The sequence below is a fragment of the Streptococcus orisasini genome (assembly GCF_001431045.1).
GTDB classification, from domain to species: Bacteria; Bacillota; Bacilli; order Lactobacillales; family Streptococcaceae; genus Streptococcus; species Streptococcus orisasini.
This window is the reverse complement of sequence record NZ_BCLE01000010.1, coordinates 54,662-70,176: the sequence shown is the minus strand read 5'-3', so window position 1 is coordinate 70,176 and position 15,515 is coordinate 54,662. Positions and strand designations below refer to the sequence as shown.

At 36.9% G+C, this 15,515-nt stretch carries 11 protein-coding genes; all 11 read left to right on the top strand.

Features of this window, described 5'->3' with window-relative positions; all coding sequences use genetic code 11:
• Positions 1–53 precede the first annotated feature (53 nt).
• The 11 genes from rfbD (at position 54) to SCSH_RS02410 (ending at position 15,481) form a co-directional block, all read left to right on the top strand.
• Positions 54–908, top strand: a complete 855-nt coding sequence (gene rfbD / locus SCSH_RS02460) for a dTDP-4-dehydrorhamnose reductase (RefSeq protein ID WP_057490315.1) — start codon at positions 54–56, stop codon at positions 906–908.
• A gap of 285 nt (positions 909–1,193) precedes the next feature.
• Positions 1,194–2,348, top strand: coding sequence for a beta 1-4 rhamnosyltransferase Cps2T (gene cps2T / locus SCSH_RS02455; protein ID WP_057490314.1), 1,155 nt, complete (start codon positions 1,194–1,196; stop codon positions 2,346–2,348).
• Entirely contained in the window at positions 2,338–3,291 is a 954-nt protein-coding gene (locus SCSH_RS02450) for a glycosyltransferase family 2 protein (protein ID WP_057490313.1), read from the top strand. Before cps2T ends, SCSH_RS02450 begins: the two co-directional genes overlap by 11 nt.
• 9 nt (positions 3,292–3,300) lie before the next feature.
• A complete protein-coding gene (locus SCSH_RS02445) occupies positions 3,301–4,113 on the top strand; it encodes an ABC transporter permease (protein WP_057490312.1) in 813 nt (270 codons plus the stop codon).
• Entirely contained in the window at positions 4,113–5,336 is a 1,224-nt protein-coding gene (locus SCSH_RS02440; RefSeq protein ID WP_057490311.1) for an ABC transporter ATP-binding protein, read from the top strand. The genes SCSH_RS02445 and SCSH_RS02440 overlap by 1 nt, the downstream gene beginning before the upstream one ends.
• 14 nt (positions 5,337–5,350) lie before the next feature.
• Positions 5,351–6,745: a glycosyltransferase family 2 protein gene (locus tag SCSH_RS02435; RefSeq protein ID WP_057490310.1), complete on the top strand. Its 1,395-nt coding sequence runs from the start codon at positions 5,351–5,353 to the stop codon at positions 6,743–6,745.
• A complete protein-coding gene (locus SCSH_RS02430; RefSeq protein WP_057490309.1) occupies positions 6,742–8,493 on the top strand; it encodes a rhamnan synthesis F family protein in 1,752 nt (583 codons plus the stop codon). The genes SCSH_RS02435 and SCSH_RS02430 overlap by 4 nt, the downstream gene beginning before the upstream one ends.
• The gene (locus tag SCSH_RS02425; protein ID WP_057490308.1) at positions 8,490–10,952 is read left to right on the top strand and encodes an LTA synthase family protein; all 2,463 of its coding nucleotides are present in this window, start codon (positions 8,490–8,492) and stop codon (positions 10,950–10,952) included. The genes SCSH_RS02430 and SCSH_RS02425 overlap by 4 nt, the downstream gene beginning before the upstream one ends.
• A gap of 12 nt (positions 10,953–10,964) precedes the next feature.
• The gene (locus tag SCSH_RS02420) at positions 10,965–12,731 is read left to right on the top strand and encodes a putative glycosyltransferase family protein (protein ID WP_152972491.1); all 1,767 of its coding nucleotides are present in this window, start codon (positions 10,965–10,967) and stop codon (positions 12,729–12,731) included.
• Positions 12,697–13,623, top strand: a complete 927-nt coding sequence (locus tag SCSH_RS02415; RefSeq protein WP_057490306.1) for a glycosyltransferase family 2 protein — start codon at positions 12,697–12,699, stop codon at positions 13,621–13,623. The genes SCSH_RS02420 and SCSH_RS02415 overlap by 35 nt, the downstream gene beginning before the upstream one ends.
• Positions 13,624–13,837: 214 nt before the next feature.
• Positions 13,838–15,481 (top strand): GBS Bsp-like repeat-containing protein, encoded by a 1,644-nt coding sequence (locus SCSH_RS02410; protein ID WP_057490305.1) that lies wholly within the window; start codon positions 13,838–13,840, stop codon positions 15,479–15,481.
• Positions 15,482–15,515 lie beyond the last annotated feature (34 nt).

The following is a 15,515-nucleotide window of genomic DNA, read 5'->3' as shown; positions in this document are numbered from 1 at the left end:
GAACTTGGGAAAGCTGCTGTTTTTTGATGAATATATTTTAAAGGAGAATACGAATGATTTTAATCACAGGAAGCAATGGACAGTTGGGTACGGAATTACGTCATCTGCTTGACGAACGCAATGAAGATTATGTGGCTGTCGATGTCGCAGAAATGGATATTACAGATGCAGAGAAAGTAGATAAGGTCTTTTCACAAGTGCAGCCCAGCCTTGTTTATCACTGCGCAGCCTACACAGCTGTCGATGCAGCAGAAGATGAAGGCAAGGAACTGGACTATGCGATCAATGTGACAGGAACTGAAAATATTGCTAAAGCCTGTGAAAAATACGGTTCAACTTTGGTTTACATTTCAACAGACTATGTTTTTGACGGAGAAAAACCTGTCGGTCAGGAGTGGGAAGTTGATGATAAACCAGATCCAAAAACGGAGTATGGCCGGACAAAACGCTTAGGTGAAGAAGCTGTTGAAAAATACCTCAGCCATTTCTACATTATCCGTACTGCTTGGGTTTTTGGCAATTATGGGAAGAACTTCGTTTTCACCATGCAAAATTTGGCTAAAACCCATGATACCTTGACTGTCGTAAATGATCAGCACGGCCGTCCGACTTGGACCCGTACTTTAGCTGAGTTTATGACCTATTTGGCTGAAAATCAGAAAGAATTTGGCTATTATCATCTGTCAAACGATGCAGCAGAAGATACAACCTGGTATGATTTCGCCGTTGAAATCTTAAAAGATACAGATGTTGTTGTAAAACCTGTAGATTCCAGTCAGTTCCCTGCTAAAGCTAAACGCCCTTTAAATTCAACAATGAGTTTGAAAAAAGCCAAAGCAACTGGTTTTGTTATTCCAACTTGGCAGGAAGCCCTGCAGGAGTTTTATAAACAAGACGTGAAGAAATAAGACCCAAAAACGTCTTAATTAATTCTTTGTAATAGTGTAAATGGAGGTTGGGTAAAAAGTTTAATCTCCTCAAATAGAGTTCGTTTTAACATCATAACGCAGTGGTCGAATGATAGTTTCGTTAGCCTTTTACGCTTTTGAACTGACTATTCAACTGTGCGGGGGTGGGAAGACGAACTCTTTTCTTATTTATTGAGTTCTTTCCCATTCCCCTTTCTTTTCGCAAAATTTCATGAAATATGCTATAATAATATGGATTGCATTGTTAAAATGGGGGAATAGAGTTTGCGTCATGTATTCATTATCGGAAGTCGAGGATTGCCTGCCAAATATGGCGGTTTTGAGACTTTTGTAGAAGAATTGGTTAAGCATAGACAGTCACAAGAGATTATTTATCATGTGGCCTGCCTGAGCGACACTGACCATCATAAGCATTTTACTTATCAAAATGTTGATTGTTTTACAGTCAAGGCTCCCCCAATAGGGCCTGCTAGAGTGATTGCTTATGATATGATGGCAATTAGTTATGCTTTGAAATTGGTCAAAGATCAAAATATTGCAGCCCCTATTTTTTATGTTTTAGGCAATACAATAGGCGCCTTTATGGCACCTTTTGCTAAAAAGATTAAAAGGATAGGCGGACAGTTTTACATCAATCCAGATGGATTGGAGTGGCGTCGTTCCAAATGGTCCCGTCCCGTACAGTCTTATCTGAAATATGCTGAAAAATGCATGACAAAAGGGGCTGACTTGGTTATCTCAGATAATATCGGAATCGAAGACTATATTAAAAGAACCTATCCTTGGTCAAAGACTGCTTTCATTGCTTACGGAACGGATACGTCGCCATCTGGACTGGATGCAGATGTTTCCAAAGTCCAGGAATTTTATGAGCAGTGGGAGCTTAAGAACAAGACTTATTATTTAATTGTCGGCCGTTTTGTACCTGAAAATAACTATGAGACGGCTATCCGAGAATTTATGGCATCGACAAGCAAACGCGATTTGGTCATTATCTGCAACCATGAAGGAAATGCCTATTTTGAAGAATTGAGGCAAAAAACTGCTTTTGATAAAGATCCGCGCGTTAAATTTGTCGGGACGGTCTATGACCGTGCTCTGCTGACCTATATCCGTGAGCATGCTTTTGCTTATATCCACGGGCATGAAGTCGGCGGAACGAACCCCGGATTGCTGGAGGCCTTGGCCCATACTGACTTGAACCTTGTCTTGGGTGTTGATTTTAATCGCTCGGTTGCACGGGACGCTGCTTGTTATTGGACTAAAGATACAGGCAATCTTGCACAGTTGATTGAACAGATTGATAGACAGGCTGATTTTTCAGAATACGGTCAAAAAGCAAAAGAGATTATTCACAACCATTACACATGGGAAAAAATTGTAGGAGAGTACGAGGACTTATTTTTGCATGAAAGTTAATATTGTAATGTCTGCCTACAATGGTCAGGAATTTATTGCAGAACAGATCAGGAGCATTCAGCAGCAGACCTTCAAGGATTGGAAACTGCTGATTCGCGATGACGGTTCAACTGATGAAACACCTAAGATTATTGCAGACTTTGCGCAGCAGGATTCACGTATTCATTTTATAAATGCGGCTGAGCGTACTAACTACGGTGTGATTAAAAACTTTTATACGCTGGTTAAATATGAAAAGGCTGATTATTACTTTTTAAGCGACCAGGATGATATTTGGTTGCCTAATAAATTAGAACTGTCTTTGGCAGAAGCGCAAAAATATGACAATGAGAAGCCTCTGATGGTATATACTGATTTGAAGGTCGTTGATAAGCAGCTGCAGGTCTTGCATGAGAGCATGATTAAAACACAGTCTCATCATGCAAATCGGACACTGCTTCAGGAATTGACGGAGAATACAGTCACCGGCGGTACAGCCATGTTTAACCATGCTTTGGCTGAAAAATGGAGCGTTTATGACGGCCTTCTCATGCACGACTGGTATCTGGCTCTGCTGGCTGCTTCTTTAGGAGAATTGATCTATCTAGATACTGCGACAGAACTTTATCGTCAGCATGAGAGCAACGTTCTGGGAGCGAGAACCTGGTCTAAGCGTTTTAAAAATTGGCTGCAGCCTCATAAACTGCTTGCCAAGTATTGGTGGCTGATTACGTCCAGCCAAAAACAAGCCAGCTATTTATTGGACTTGGACTTGCCAACAGACAAGCGCCAGCTGGTTGAAGCCTATGTTGATTTGCTCAATCAGCCTTGGCTGCAAAGGCGGCGTGACCTCAAAAAATACGGCTTTGCTAAAAACAGAGCTTTTCATACCTTGATCTTTAAGACCTTAATTACAACGAAAATCGGCTATAGTCATTACCTCAAAAATGGCTATCAGGCATAGGAGAATATCATGGATTTGCTTAGTAAGAAAAATCGTATCCTACTAAAAGAACTTATTAAAACAGATTTTAAACTGCGCTATCAGGGCAGTGTCATTGGTTACCTTTGGTCAATTTTAAAACCTTTGCTGCTGTTTATGATCATGTACATGGTCTTTATCCGTTTCTTACGGTTGGGCGGAGATGTTCCGCATTTTGCTGTGGCCCTGCTCTTGGCCAATGTCATCTGGTCTTTCTTTACCGAGGCAACCAGCATGGGAATGGTCTCTATCGTAACCCGTGGTGATCTGCTGCGCAAGCTGAACTTTTCAAAATCGATCATTGTACTGTCAGCAGTCTGCGGAGCTTTGATCAACTTTGGTATCAATTTAATTGTGGTGCTAATCTTTTCTTTGGTTAACGGCGTTCACATTGGCTGGTCAGCTCTACTATCAATTCCGCTCTTTTTCGAGCTCTTTATCATGGCTTGGGGAGTAGCCTTGCTCTTAGCGACTCTCTATGTAAAATTCCGTGATATCGGCCAGATTTGGGAAGTTATCCTGCAGGCTGGTATGTATGCAACACCCATTATTTATCCCTTGACCTTTATCACCAATCAGGGAGCTAAGGGAGTATTTGCCGGTAAAATCATCATGCTCAATCCCTTGGCGCAGATGATTCAAGACCTGCGTTACCTTTTGATTGATAAGGCCAATCTGACCATCTGGCAGTTGATTAATCACTGGTGGTATTACGCTATTCCTTATGTATTGCCTTTTATTATTTTTGGCGTAGGATTAGTTGTTTTCAATCGTAGTTCTAAGAGATTTGCGGAGATTCTATAATGACAGAAGAAAATAATATTGCAGTAAAAGTTGACCATGTCAGCAAATATTTTAAGCTGCCTGTTGAATCAACAAACAGCTTGCGCACGACCTTGGTTAACCGTTTTAAAGGCGTTAAAGGCTATAAGAAACAGCACGTTCTGCGTGACATCAACTTTGAAGTGGAGAAGGGCGATTTCTTTGGAATTGTCGGCCGAAATGGTTCAGGAAAATCCACACTTTTAAAAATCATTTCACAAATTTATGTGCCTGAAAAAGGCTCAGTCAACATCGACGGGAAACTGGTTTCCTTTATTGAGCTGGGAGTTGGTTTTAATCCTGAGCTGACAGGCCGCGAGAACGTTTATATGAACGGAGCTATGCTGGGCTTTTCAACTGAAGAAGTTGATGCTATGTATGATGATATCGTGGAATTTGCCGAGCTTAAAGAGTTCATGAACCAAAAGCTCAAAAACTACTCCAGCGGTATGCAGGTTCGCTTGGCCTTCTCTGTTGCCATCAAAGCTCAGGGAGATATCCTGATTCTTGATGAGGTCTTAGCCGTTGGTGATGAAGCTTTCCAGCGTAAGTGTAATGACTACTTTATGGAAAGAAAAGAAAGTGGCAAGACAACGATCCTTGTGACTCATGACATGGCGGCTGTTAAGAAGTATTGCAACAAGGCTGTTTTAATTGATGATGGCTTGATCAAGGCTTATGGTGAGCCTTTCAATGTTGCCAACCAATACAGTTTTGACAATACCGACAAGGTTGTTGATGACAATGGTGAGATGATTGAGGCGGATGCCGATAAAGAGCAGGTCACGCATGTTGAACATTTGGCGGTTAAGCTCCTGTCTGACAATCCCATGACGCCTAAAGACAAGATTAGGTTTGAAATTTCTTATGATGTGCTTAATGACGTTCCAACCTATATTGCTTTGTCATTGACAGATATTGACCGCAATATCTGGGTTTACAATGATAATTCCATGGATTATAAAACATCGGGCGCTGGTCATAAATCGGTCGTCTATGAATGTGACATTGCGCATTTGAATGATATAAAACTGAAGTTAGAAGTGACTGTTCGTGATGATGACAATCAGATGCTGGCCTTCTCTGATGCCAAGCAGACACCGATTATCGTTGTTCACCGTGATGATATTGAGGCGGACGATCTTTCAGCTTTGGATTCAGCCAGCGGTCTTTATCAGCGTAATGGTCAGTGGCAGTTCGGATAAGATAAGGAAGAAGTATGAAGGTTTCCATTATTTGTACTAATTTTAATAAGGGAGATTGGATCGCGGAAGCTATTGAAAGCTTTTTAGCTCAACAGACAGATTTTCCTTTTGAGATTATTGTCGTAGATGACGCTTCAAGCGACCACTCACCGGAAATCATGCGGCAGTATGGTGAGCGCTATCCCGATAAAATTAGACTGTTCTTCAATGAGACCAACAAAGGGATAACGAGAACTTGGCTTGATATTTGTAAAGAAGCTAAGGGCCAGTATATTGCCAGGTGCGACGGTGATGATTACTGGACTGATAAATTTAAGCTTCAAAAGCAGGTTGAGCTTTTAGAAGCCTCTCCGGAATCCAGATGGTCCAATACAGACTTTGATATGGTAGATTCTAATGGAGAAGTCACTCAAAAAGAAGTCTTGAAAAACGGCATTATTCCTTTTATGGATTCTTATGAAAAAATGCTGGCCTTAAAAGGCATGACCATGGCTTCAACCTGGCTTGTGGAGACCGAGCTGATGTTAGAGGTAAATAATCAAATTAACAGTGATGCTGTTGATGATACTTTCAATATTCAGCTGGAATTATTCCGCAGGACAAAGCTAGCTTTCTTAGAAGATTCAACAACTGTCTATCGAATGGATGCCGAATCTGATTCCCGGACGAAAGATTTTGAAAAGATAGGGAAACGATTTGATAAACTTTTGGCAACACAGTTAGAGTATATTGCTAAGTATCCTGACAGTGATTACAAAAGGATTTTAGAATTTTTACTTCCTCAGCACAATGAGTTTGAAAAAGCCTTGGCTCAGCAGGGTGAAAACAGTTGGGAAAATCAGCAGATTACCATTTATTTGGATCGCGGTAGCGAGCAGTCTTTTTCAGAAGAAGACTGCCTGCATTTTCCTTTGGAGCACTCAGGCAGCCTTCAGCTGAGCTTTGCAGAAGATGTGCAAAAAATCCGCATTGATTTGTCTGAAATTCCAAGTTATTATCGCAAGGTTTCCCTAATTAACACCCAATTTGATACGGAATTGCTGCCGGTTTGGACCAATGCTAAAGTAGTTGACGAAGCTTACTATTTTGTAGCCCCTGATCCTCAGATTATCTACGATATTTCTCAGCAGGGAAATAAAACATTTCAGTTGATTTACGAGTGGTTCAATGCTGACAGACCTAAACAGCCTGACTTTGTTGCTAATAGCTTAGCAGAAGAATTAGCAGCAGCAAGAGCGGAATTAAAAGAAGTGCTGTCCTATAAATATCAGTACCAAAAAATTGTCTCTGAAAGGGATCAGTACCACCAGCAGCTCAATGAAATGACCAATCGTTACAATGCGGTTATTCATTCCCGCCGCTGGACTATTCCTACAAAAATTATCAATTTAATCAGGAGAAAGAAATGAAGCGTTTGCTTTTGTATGTTCACTTTAATAAATATAATCGTCTTAGTTCCCACGTTGTCTACCAGCTGACTCAGTTAAGACCCTTATTCTCCAAAATTGTTTTTATCTCAAATAGTGAGCTTGCCTCAGCCGATTTTGATAAGCTGAGAGAAGAAGATCTGATGGATCATTTTATTCAGCGCCAAAATTCTGGCTTTGACTTTGCCGCTTGGCGTGATGGTCTTGCCTTTATCGGCTTCGATGAATTGAAAAACTATGATTCCGTTACGACCATGAACGATACTTGTTTTGGTCCTCTTTGGGATCTAGCACCGATTTATCAGAAATTTGAAGCAGATCAGTCAGTGGATTTCTGGGGATTGACTAATAACCGTGCGACCAAGGCCTTTCGTGAACATATTCAAAGCTATTTCATTTCCTTCCAAAAACCGGTCTTAAACAGTTCAGTTTTCAGAGAATTTTGGCAAAATGTAACTGAATATCAAGATGTTCAAAAGGTCATTGATCAGTATGAAACACAGGTCACAACGACGCTGTTGGATGCAGGGTTTAATTACGGGGTGGTCTTTGATACAAGAAACGAGGATGCCAGCCAGCTCTTGCATGCTGATTTTTCCTATTATCACCCAACGGCTATTTTAAATCATCAAGTTCCTTTTATTAAGGTTAAGGCTATTAATGCTAATCAGTCTATTACACCTTATCTTTTGAATGATATTGAAAGTCGCTCGTCTTATCCGGTTGACCTTATTGTGTCTCATATGTCAGAAATTAATTATCCGGATTTCAGTTATTTATTAGGCCATAAATACATAAAAAAAGAGCACAATGCCGATTTGAGCGGACAAAAAGTAGCAGTACATCTCCATGTTTTTTATGTCGACTTGCTGGAAGAATTTTTGGACAGTTTTGCTCACTTTCACTTTCCTTATGATTTATTTATCACGACAGACAGTGAAGATAAGAAAAGTGAAATTGAGAAAATTCTGGCAGCAAACATACAGGAAGCTCAAATCTTTGTAACAGGAAATATCGGCCGCGATGTGCTGCCCATGCTAAAATTAAAAGCAGAGCTGTCCCAATATGATTATGTCGGTCATTTTCACACCAAAAAATCCAAAGAAGCTGACTTTTGGGCAGGTGAGTCTTGGCGCAAAGAACTGATCAACATGCTGATTAAACCGGCTGACAGTATTCTCTCAGAACTTGTTGGCAATCCAAAGATTGGTTTAGTTATTGCAGATATTCCTACTTTCTTTCGCTATAATAAGATTGTTAACGCTTGGAACGAGCATTTGATTGCACCGGAGATGAATGACCTATGGCAAAAGATGGGACTGAGCAAGTCCATTGATTTTGAGGATTTTCAAACCTTTGTCATGAGCTACGGTACCTTTGTCTGGTTCAAATATAGCGCCTTAAAGCCGCTTTTTGACTTAGATCTGTCCGATAAAGATGTGCCTTCAGAACCTCTTCCACAAAATTCAATCTTGCATGCTATTGAACGGCTGTTAGTTTATATCGCTTGGAATGAGCATTACGATTTTAGAATTTCTAAAAATCCTGTTGATTTGACACCGTTTATAGACAACAAACTGTTAAATGATCGAGGAAACTCAGCACCTCATACCTTTGTCGATTTTAACCATATGGGAGGAATAAAGGGAGCCTTTAAATATATTTTCATCGGTCCAGCCAGGGCAGTCAAATATATCATCAAACGCTCTCTGCAAAAGATAAAATCATGAAAAACAATCTAAAAAATATTAATTGGGTAAAGATTGTTCATTCAATACTATTATTAGTTTTTACTTTTTACATCAATTTTTATACTCTCAATCAGGCTATTTGGAAGGGGACACAAGATTTAATTAAAGGTTTCCAAAGTCAAACACCTTTAGCTAATACCTTCTTTATATTGTCTGTTTTAGGAATTGCTTTTTACCTAGTTAATCATATAAACTGGAAGTTTCTTTTAAATTTATTTAGCAGCTATTTCCTCTATCTCATTATTGCTTATTTTCTTGTTATTACAAGAAATTTGAACAATACAAGTTTTAAAATTTGGGACATAGGTGAAAATAACTTTTGGCAATTCAATTTTATATTTGTTATTGGTTTAATGATTCTATTATCTTTTTTAGGAAAGGTAATAGTTAGATTCTTGTTAAAACATCAGAAAAACTCAATAATTCCTGTTGGATTTAATAATAATAAATTTTTACTATCCATTATTTTTTCATCAGTAATATTAAATGATAAATTATCCATAGCAGAACTACAAAGGTTATTTTTAGTAAAAAATGATACTTCAGATTTTTTAAATTATTCAATAGTAATCTTATTTTTAACATCTTTATATACATTTTTACTTTATCAAATATTCAAAGGGCTAGAGGATTTTAAGAATAAAAAAGCCACCTATTCACTTTGTATTTTAACAAGTTCATTATTTGCTATAATATTTAACTATACACTACAAATGGGAGTAGCTAAGCAAGGGGAGCTGATGAAAATGTATGTATTTCCAGCAGCGACTACTTTTCAGATTATAGTAATATTTGTTCTTTGTTTATTTGTGTATTTATTAATCAATAACTATATTATAGCAACTATCATAAATGTAACATTCTGGATTATTGTTTCCATAGCGAATTTTTTAAAGCAAGAGATGAGAAACGAACCAATGCTTCCATCAGATTTTGCATGGATTAAACAGATTGATCTGATTGTGCAATTTATTAATGTACAGATAGTATTTTATGCTCTTTTTATGCTATTATTAATAATAGTGATTGGTTATTTTTGTTTTAAAAAAGAACTTTTTCATAATAGGATAATTAAAAAGAAACGATTTTGGTTATTAACCAATCTAATAATCGGGCTCTTTATTTTCTCAACTTTAAATATTTTTGCTTCAGAAAAAAACAAGCAAATACCAGATGATATTCCTGTTATTACTCAATTAAATAATAATTATAATGTTTTTTGGATGGGAACAACAACACATGCTAGTTATAGATCATTGATGTTTGTATGGGTTAAACAGTTGACTACTCCTGTAATGGAGATGCCAAAAGGTTACAGCAGAGAAACTATTGATCACATTTATAAAAAATATAGTAAGCTTTCGAAAAATATAAATAAGGAGAGGCCTAATAACATACAAGATCAGACAGTTATTTATGTTTTAAGTGAAAGCCTTTCAAATCCTAAAAGAGTTGATGGAGTACAACTATCAAAAAATATATTACCTAATATTGATTCATTAAAATCCGCAAATACAAGCGGTTTAATGAAATCCGATGGTTATGGTGGCGGTACTGCAAATATGGAATTTCAAACATTGACTAGTTTACCTATGTATAATTTATCTCCTAGTATTTCCGCTCTCTTTACGGATGTTTTTCCTAAAATGTCCTATGTTCCTTCTATAAGTAATTTATACAAACCTAATGATAGACTAGTGATCCATTTAGGGGATGCACAAACGTATTCTCGAAAAAATGTTTATGATAAATTGGGCTTTAAAAAATTTATTGCTAGTAAAAATGGGGATGAAAATATTAAAAATTTTGTTCGTAAAGGTCTCTTCCCGAGTGATGAATCAACTTATTCTACAGTATTAAATAACATAGAAAATGGGAATAAATTTATTTCAGTAATCACATATCAAAATCATGTTCCTTGGAGCTACTCAGAACCATCAGATGTCTATGGTAAAGGAAAAGATTTTTCTGACGAACAGAATGAACAATTATCGAATTATGCTAGGTTGCTTAACAACACTGATAATTCTACATTAAATTTTTTAAATGAATTAAAAAAATTAAAACAAAAAATAACAGTTGTTTTTTATGGAGATCATTTACCTAGTTTTTATCCTCAAAGTGCTTTTAAAAATAATCCAGATACTCAATATGAAACAGATTATTTCATTTGGAGTAATTATCCTACTAAAAAATTAACTTATCCATTAGTTAATTCCAGTGATTTCTCAGCCGAACTGTTGAAACAAACATCTTCTAAAGTATCTCCTTATTATGCTCTATTAACAGAAGTTCTTGATAAATCAAGTGTTGATAAAGAAAAGTTAACAAAAGAGCAGCAAAAAACAGCAAAAGATTTGCAGATGGTTGAGTACGATTTAATTTCTGGTAGGAGATATTTAAAAGATAAATCTGATTTTTTTAAAATCCCTAAATGAAAGAGGTAAATTTTGAACAAAATAAAAAAATATATATGTAATAGTTATTTTATTTTATTAGTTTACGCAGTTATTTTTACTGTAATTTCGTATATCTCTATTAATACTAATAGTCAAATTTTTGATTACCCTTTTCATATGGCCAGAATATTAGGATTAGCTCAGTCAATTAGTCATAATGATTTTTTGCCTAATTTAAACTTTTTATATGGTTTTGGAGTTGGTTACTCTGTTCCAATGTTTTATGGAAATTGGCTTTTTTACATTCCAGCATTAGTTTTTTTAAAAACCAAAATTGCTACAGTAGCTTTTACATCTTTTGCTTTCATTGTAGTGGTTTTAACTACATGGATATCTTATTATAGCTTATACCAGATAACAAAAAGTAAGTCTAAATCATTGGCGTTTGCCATGGTAATTCCTGCTACCTATCCATTTTTTGGTTTTGGCATGACTGCTGTTGCTTTTATGGTGCCATATTTGATTTACTGTCTTTATAAGGTCTTTTATTTAGATAGATTTAATCCAATTCCATTGGGGATTACAGTAGCATTGCTGGTTCAAACTCATATTATTTCAACCGTAGTCTTAGCTATAACATCATTTATTTTTGTCCTTATTAATTATAAAAAGATTAATAAAAAAGTGATCCAGTCTTTCTTCTTGTCCTTATTGATAGCTTTAGCTTTGTCAGCAGGATTCATTTTACAGTATCTAGAGCAAAGTAAATCTCAGTTATTTTTTGTTTCGTGGATATTGAGAGACTTTCCTTTCCCAACATCAGCATTAATGGTAGAAGATGATTTATTTGTAATTATCAAGAATTATATGTTTCCTATTTCTCTGGTATTCTTACTATTTTTGCTATTGATATTTAAAAAACTTACTCGATTCTCTAAACAACTTGTTGTTACCGTTATTGTAATTTTTATCATTTCGTCGGGGATATTGCCATGGGAAGATATTTTAAAATATTCCTTTTTAGCTACCTTGCAATATACTAGCAGATTAACATATTTTTTGCCAATTTTAATTTTCATGGCAATAGCCACATCATGTAAACGATCGACTGTGTTGACTTTAGCTTGTGTTCAAGTACTGTTTTATATTCTCTGGTTCCCGCTTAGGTTTACTCCAAATTCGGCAAATTATGCACAAAAATATGCTTTGACTACAACTAATATTAATGTCATGCGTGAACAAAATACCAAAGGGATTAATGCTTTTACTCATCCTTCTTTAACGACATACGATACTTCTGGAGATGAATACTTTAACTTGAGTGTTGATCACAATCATGTAAGAGATGGCTCAATTAATAAATTTGATTTTGATAAAAATAATATTACGATTTCAAATGTTAAAAATAAATATAATTTGCTAGAATTTAACTATCAAATAAAAGATAGAAATTCAAATAGTAATATTGTTTTACCTAGAATTTGGTATAAAGGCTATGTTGCAAAATATTCTGATGGAGCGTCCGGAAGTGCTCCAAAGATAATCAATAAACGATTATCCAAGAATGAAATTAAAAATTATAAGCAGTTGCATAAGCCTAATACTAATACAAAGGCTTTATACGATGGCAGAGCTGTTATCAAAGTTAAATCCAGTGGTAAGGTTAAGGTATTTTATCAAAAAACAAAGACACAGATTTTAGGGTTTACAATAGAGTTCATAGCATGGACTTCATTGCTTGTATACGTTTTTATATCTTTTTTAAAAATAAGAGGGAGGAGCCATGAAAAAATTATCAATAGTCATTCCTTGTTATAATGAGGAAAAAACCATTATTCCTTTCTTAAACGCATGTAAAAAAGTTGAAGAACGAATGAGCGATGAATTATCCTTTGATTATATTTTTGTCAATGACGGTTCCAAAGATGGAACTTTAGAAATTCTTCGTGAGATTTCTAGCAAGTTTAAAAACACGCATTACCTCTCTTTTTCTCGTAACTTTGGGAAAGAAGCTGCTTTGTTAGCCGGTCTCGAAGCAACAGATGGAGAATTTATCACGGTTATGGATGCTGATTTACAGGATCCACCTGAATTGTTGCAAGAAATGTACAATAAAATTAAAGAGGGATATGATGTTGTAGGGACTCGTCGTGCTGACCGTAAAGGGGAACCAATTATTAGATCTTTTTTTGCTAAGACGTTTTATTGGCTTATCAATAAAATTTCTAGTACGGAAATGGTTGATGGTGCACGTGACTTTCGCTTAATGACACGTCAAGTTGTTGACAGTATTTTGGAACTGAATGAGGTTAATCGCTTTTCAAAGGGGCTTTTTGCTTGGGTCGGCTATAATGTTTATTATATTTCCTATGAGAATCGTGATCGAGTAGCTGGAGAAACATCATGGAGCTTTTGGAGTTTGTTGCGCTATTCGATGGATGGTTTTATTAATTTCTCTGAAGCACCTTTGAATATAGCAACATGGACAGGTTCCGTTTCTTTCATTGTTTCTATTTTCAGTATTTTATTTATTGTTTGTAGAAAACTTTTGTTTGGAGATCCTGTAACAGGCTGGGCCAGTCTTGTATCTATTATCCTTTTCATTGGAGGATTGCAGCTGTTGGCCTTAGGGATTATTGGGAAATATATCGCAAAGATTTTCCTAGAAACAAAAAAAAGACCTGTTTATATTATTAAAGAAAAGGGATAACTCATAAATCAGAAAAAACTTACTAAAAATAGCAGTGAAGAATCGCCTACGGGTGAAATCTTTGCTGCTTTTTCTTTATGTTAAAGTAGAATAGAATATCTTGTTAAGCTCTAGGACATTTTCTATTAGACACAAAAAGCCTTTTTTCTTCCCAAATTTTATCTCTGTTCTTTCGAATATACAAATGAGATAAAACGAGGGGAGAAATTTTTTATTGAAAAAGATAAAATCGCTGCTTTGGGCGGCTGCTATCCTAGGTATGGCAGCTGTGATCAGCCCTGCTGTGGCAGATGAAAAAGATGTTCGGGTAGTTATTGATGACTATAATAAACAGCTTGGTACTTTTAAGATTAAGGCTGTTCAAGCACCAAAGGGGAAAACCATCAAGACTCTTGATGTTGCTGCTTGGTCGCAAAAAGATGGTCAAGATGACCTGCAGTGGTATTCTGCTGAGAATACTAGTGATGGACGTTTGATAGTTCCGTTTAATCCGGATAAGCACGGCAATAAAGCGGGTATTTATGTGGTTCATGCTTATGTGACCTATACTGATGGCAGCAGGCAGGGTATCGATTTGGGAGAGCAAGAGATTATATTGGCAGAGCCTCAGTTGGGACTGGCACAAAATGGTATTGAGATATTTTCCAAATTAAAACCAAGCGAAGAAGATCAGCTGGTTTCAGCTGTTTGGTCCGATGAAAATGGTCAGGATGATCTTAAGTGGTATGAGGCCGATGCTGCGGGGAAGGCTTTAGCTGATTATGACAGTCACAAAGGTTACGGCACCTACCATATCCATACCTACTTAAAGCAAGATGGGAAAATGCGGCCTGTTGCTGCCCAGACCTTACAGCTTCCCAAACCTAATATCAGCTATCAAATCAACAAGGTAAAGGATACGAGTTATGAAGCGGTTATCAGCAATGTTCCTCCCTATATGACCTCTATTTATGTTCCTGTCTGGAGTGAGCAGAACGGTCAGGACGATATTCAATGGTATCAAGCAAGGAAAGAAGCAGATGGCACTTTTAAGGCGAAAATCACTTTGAAAAAACATGATTTTAATCTTAGAGCCTATCAGTGTCACCTGTATGGGAGCGGCCCTTTGGGGGAATGGAATGTGGAAGGTTTAGCATCGTCTTCTTTTAAAGTCGATGCGATAAGAGCTTATGAAGAGCCTCAGATAACGGCCTATAATTATAATCTGAAAAAGGGAACCTTTGATGTTAGTGCTACTGAAACAGATGATTCTAAGATAATCAAATCAATCAGCCTTGCTGTTTGGTCAGATATAGATCAAGCTAATCTTTATTGGTATGAATCAAGTAAGGTATCAAATGGTCAAACTTCCATTACTGCTGATATTCAAAAGCATGGCAATAAGAGTGGTAGTTATAATATACATGCCTATATTCATTATACAGATGGAACGACCACAGGCCATGTTTTGCCAAACTTGCAGCTTAATCAGATTATGCCTTTATCTTTTGAAGCACCAGCAACCAGAATCGTAGCTTATACCAGCGAAGCTAACACCTATCCGATCGGTCAATGTACCTGGGGAGTAAAAGAATTGGCACCATGGGCTCCCAATTGGCTGGGTAATGGCGGTCAATGGGCTGCTTCTGCGCGTGCCAAGGGTTTCCGGACGGGAAAGGAGGCACGGGTAGGTGCCATTGCCTGCTGGGCTGATGGCGGTTATGGTCATGTCGCCTATGTGACGCATGTAGCAAACGATCATTGGATTCAAGTTAAGGAGGCTAATTATAAAAATCAGCAGTACATTGCTAATTTTCGCGGTTGGTTTGATCCGACAGCTTCTGTTTGGGGTCAGCTTACCTATATTTATCCAAACTAAATACAGAGATTTTACTGTAAAATAGGTGTCTAGA

Excerpts from the sequence above, each read along its gene's own strand:
- SCSH_RS02430 (WP_057490309.1), top strand. The coding sequence starts at position 6,742 with ATGAAGCGTTTGCTTTTGTATGTTCACTTTAATAAATATAATCGTCTT.
- SCSH_RS02435 (WP_057490310.1), top strand. The coding sequence starts at position 5,351 with ATGAAGGTTTCCATTATTTGTACTAATTTTAATAAGGGAGATTGGATC.
- SCSH_RS02425 (WP_057490308.1), top strand. The coding sequence starts at position 8,490 with ATGAAAAACAATCTAAAAAATATTAATTGGGTAAAGATTGTTCATTCA.
- SCSH_RS02450 (WP_057490313.1), top strand. The coding sequence starts at position 2,338 with ATGAAAGTTAATATTGTAATGTCTGCCTACAATGGTCAGGAATTTATT.
- SCSH_RS02440 (WP_057490311.1), top strand. The coding sequence starts at position 4,113 with ATGACAGAAGAAAATAATATTGCAGTAAAAGTTGACCATGTCAGCAAA.
- rfbD (WP_057490315.1), top strand. The coding sequence starts at position 54 with ATGATTTTAATCACAGGAAGCAATGGACAGTTGGGTACGGAATTACGT.
- SCSH_RS02445 (WP_057490312.1), top strand. The coding sequence starts at position 3,301 with ATGGATTTGCTTAGTAAGAAAAATCGTATCCTACTAAAAGAACTTATT.
- SCSH_RS02415 (WP_057490306.1), top strand. The coding sequence starts at position 12,697 with ATGAAAAAATTATCAATAGTCATTCCTTGTTATAATGAGGAAAAAACC.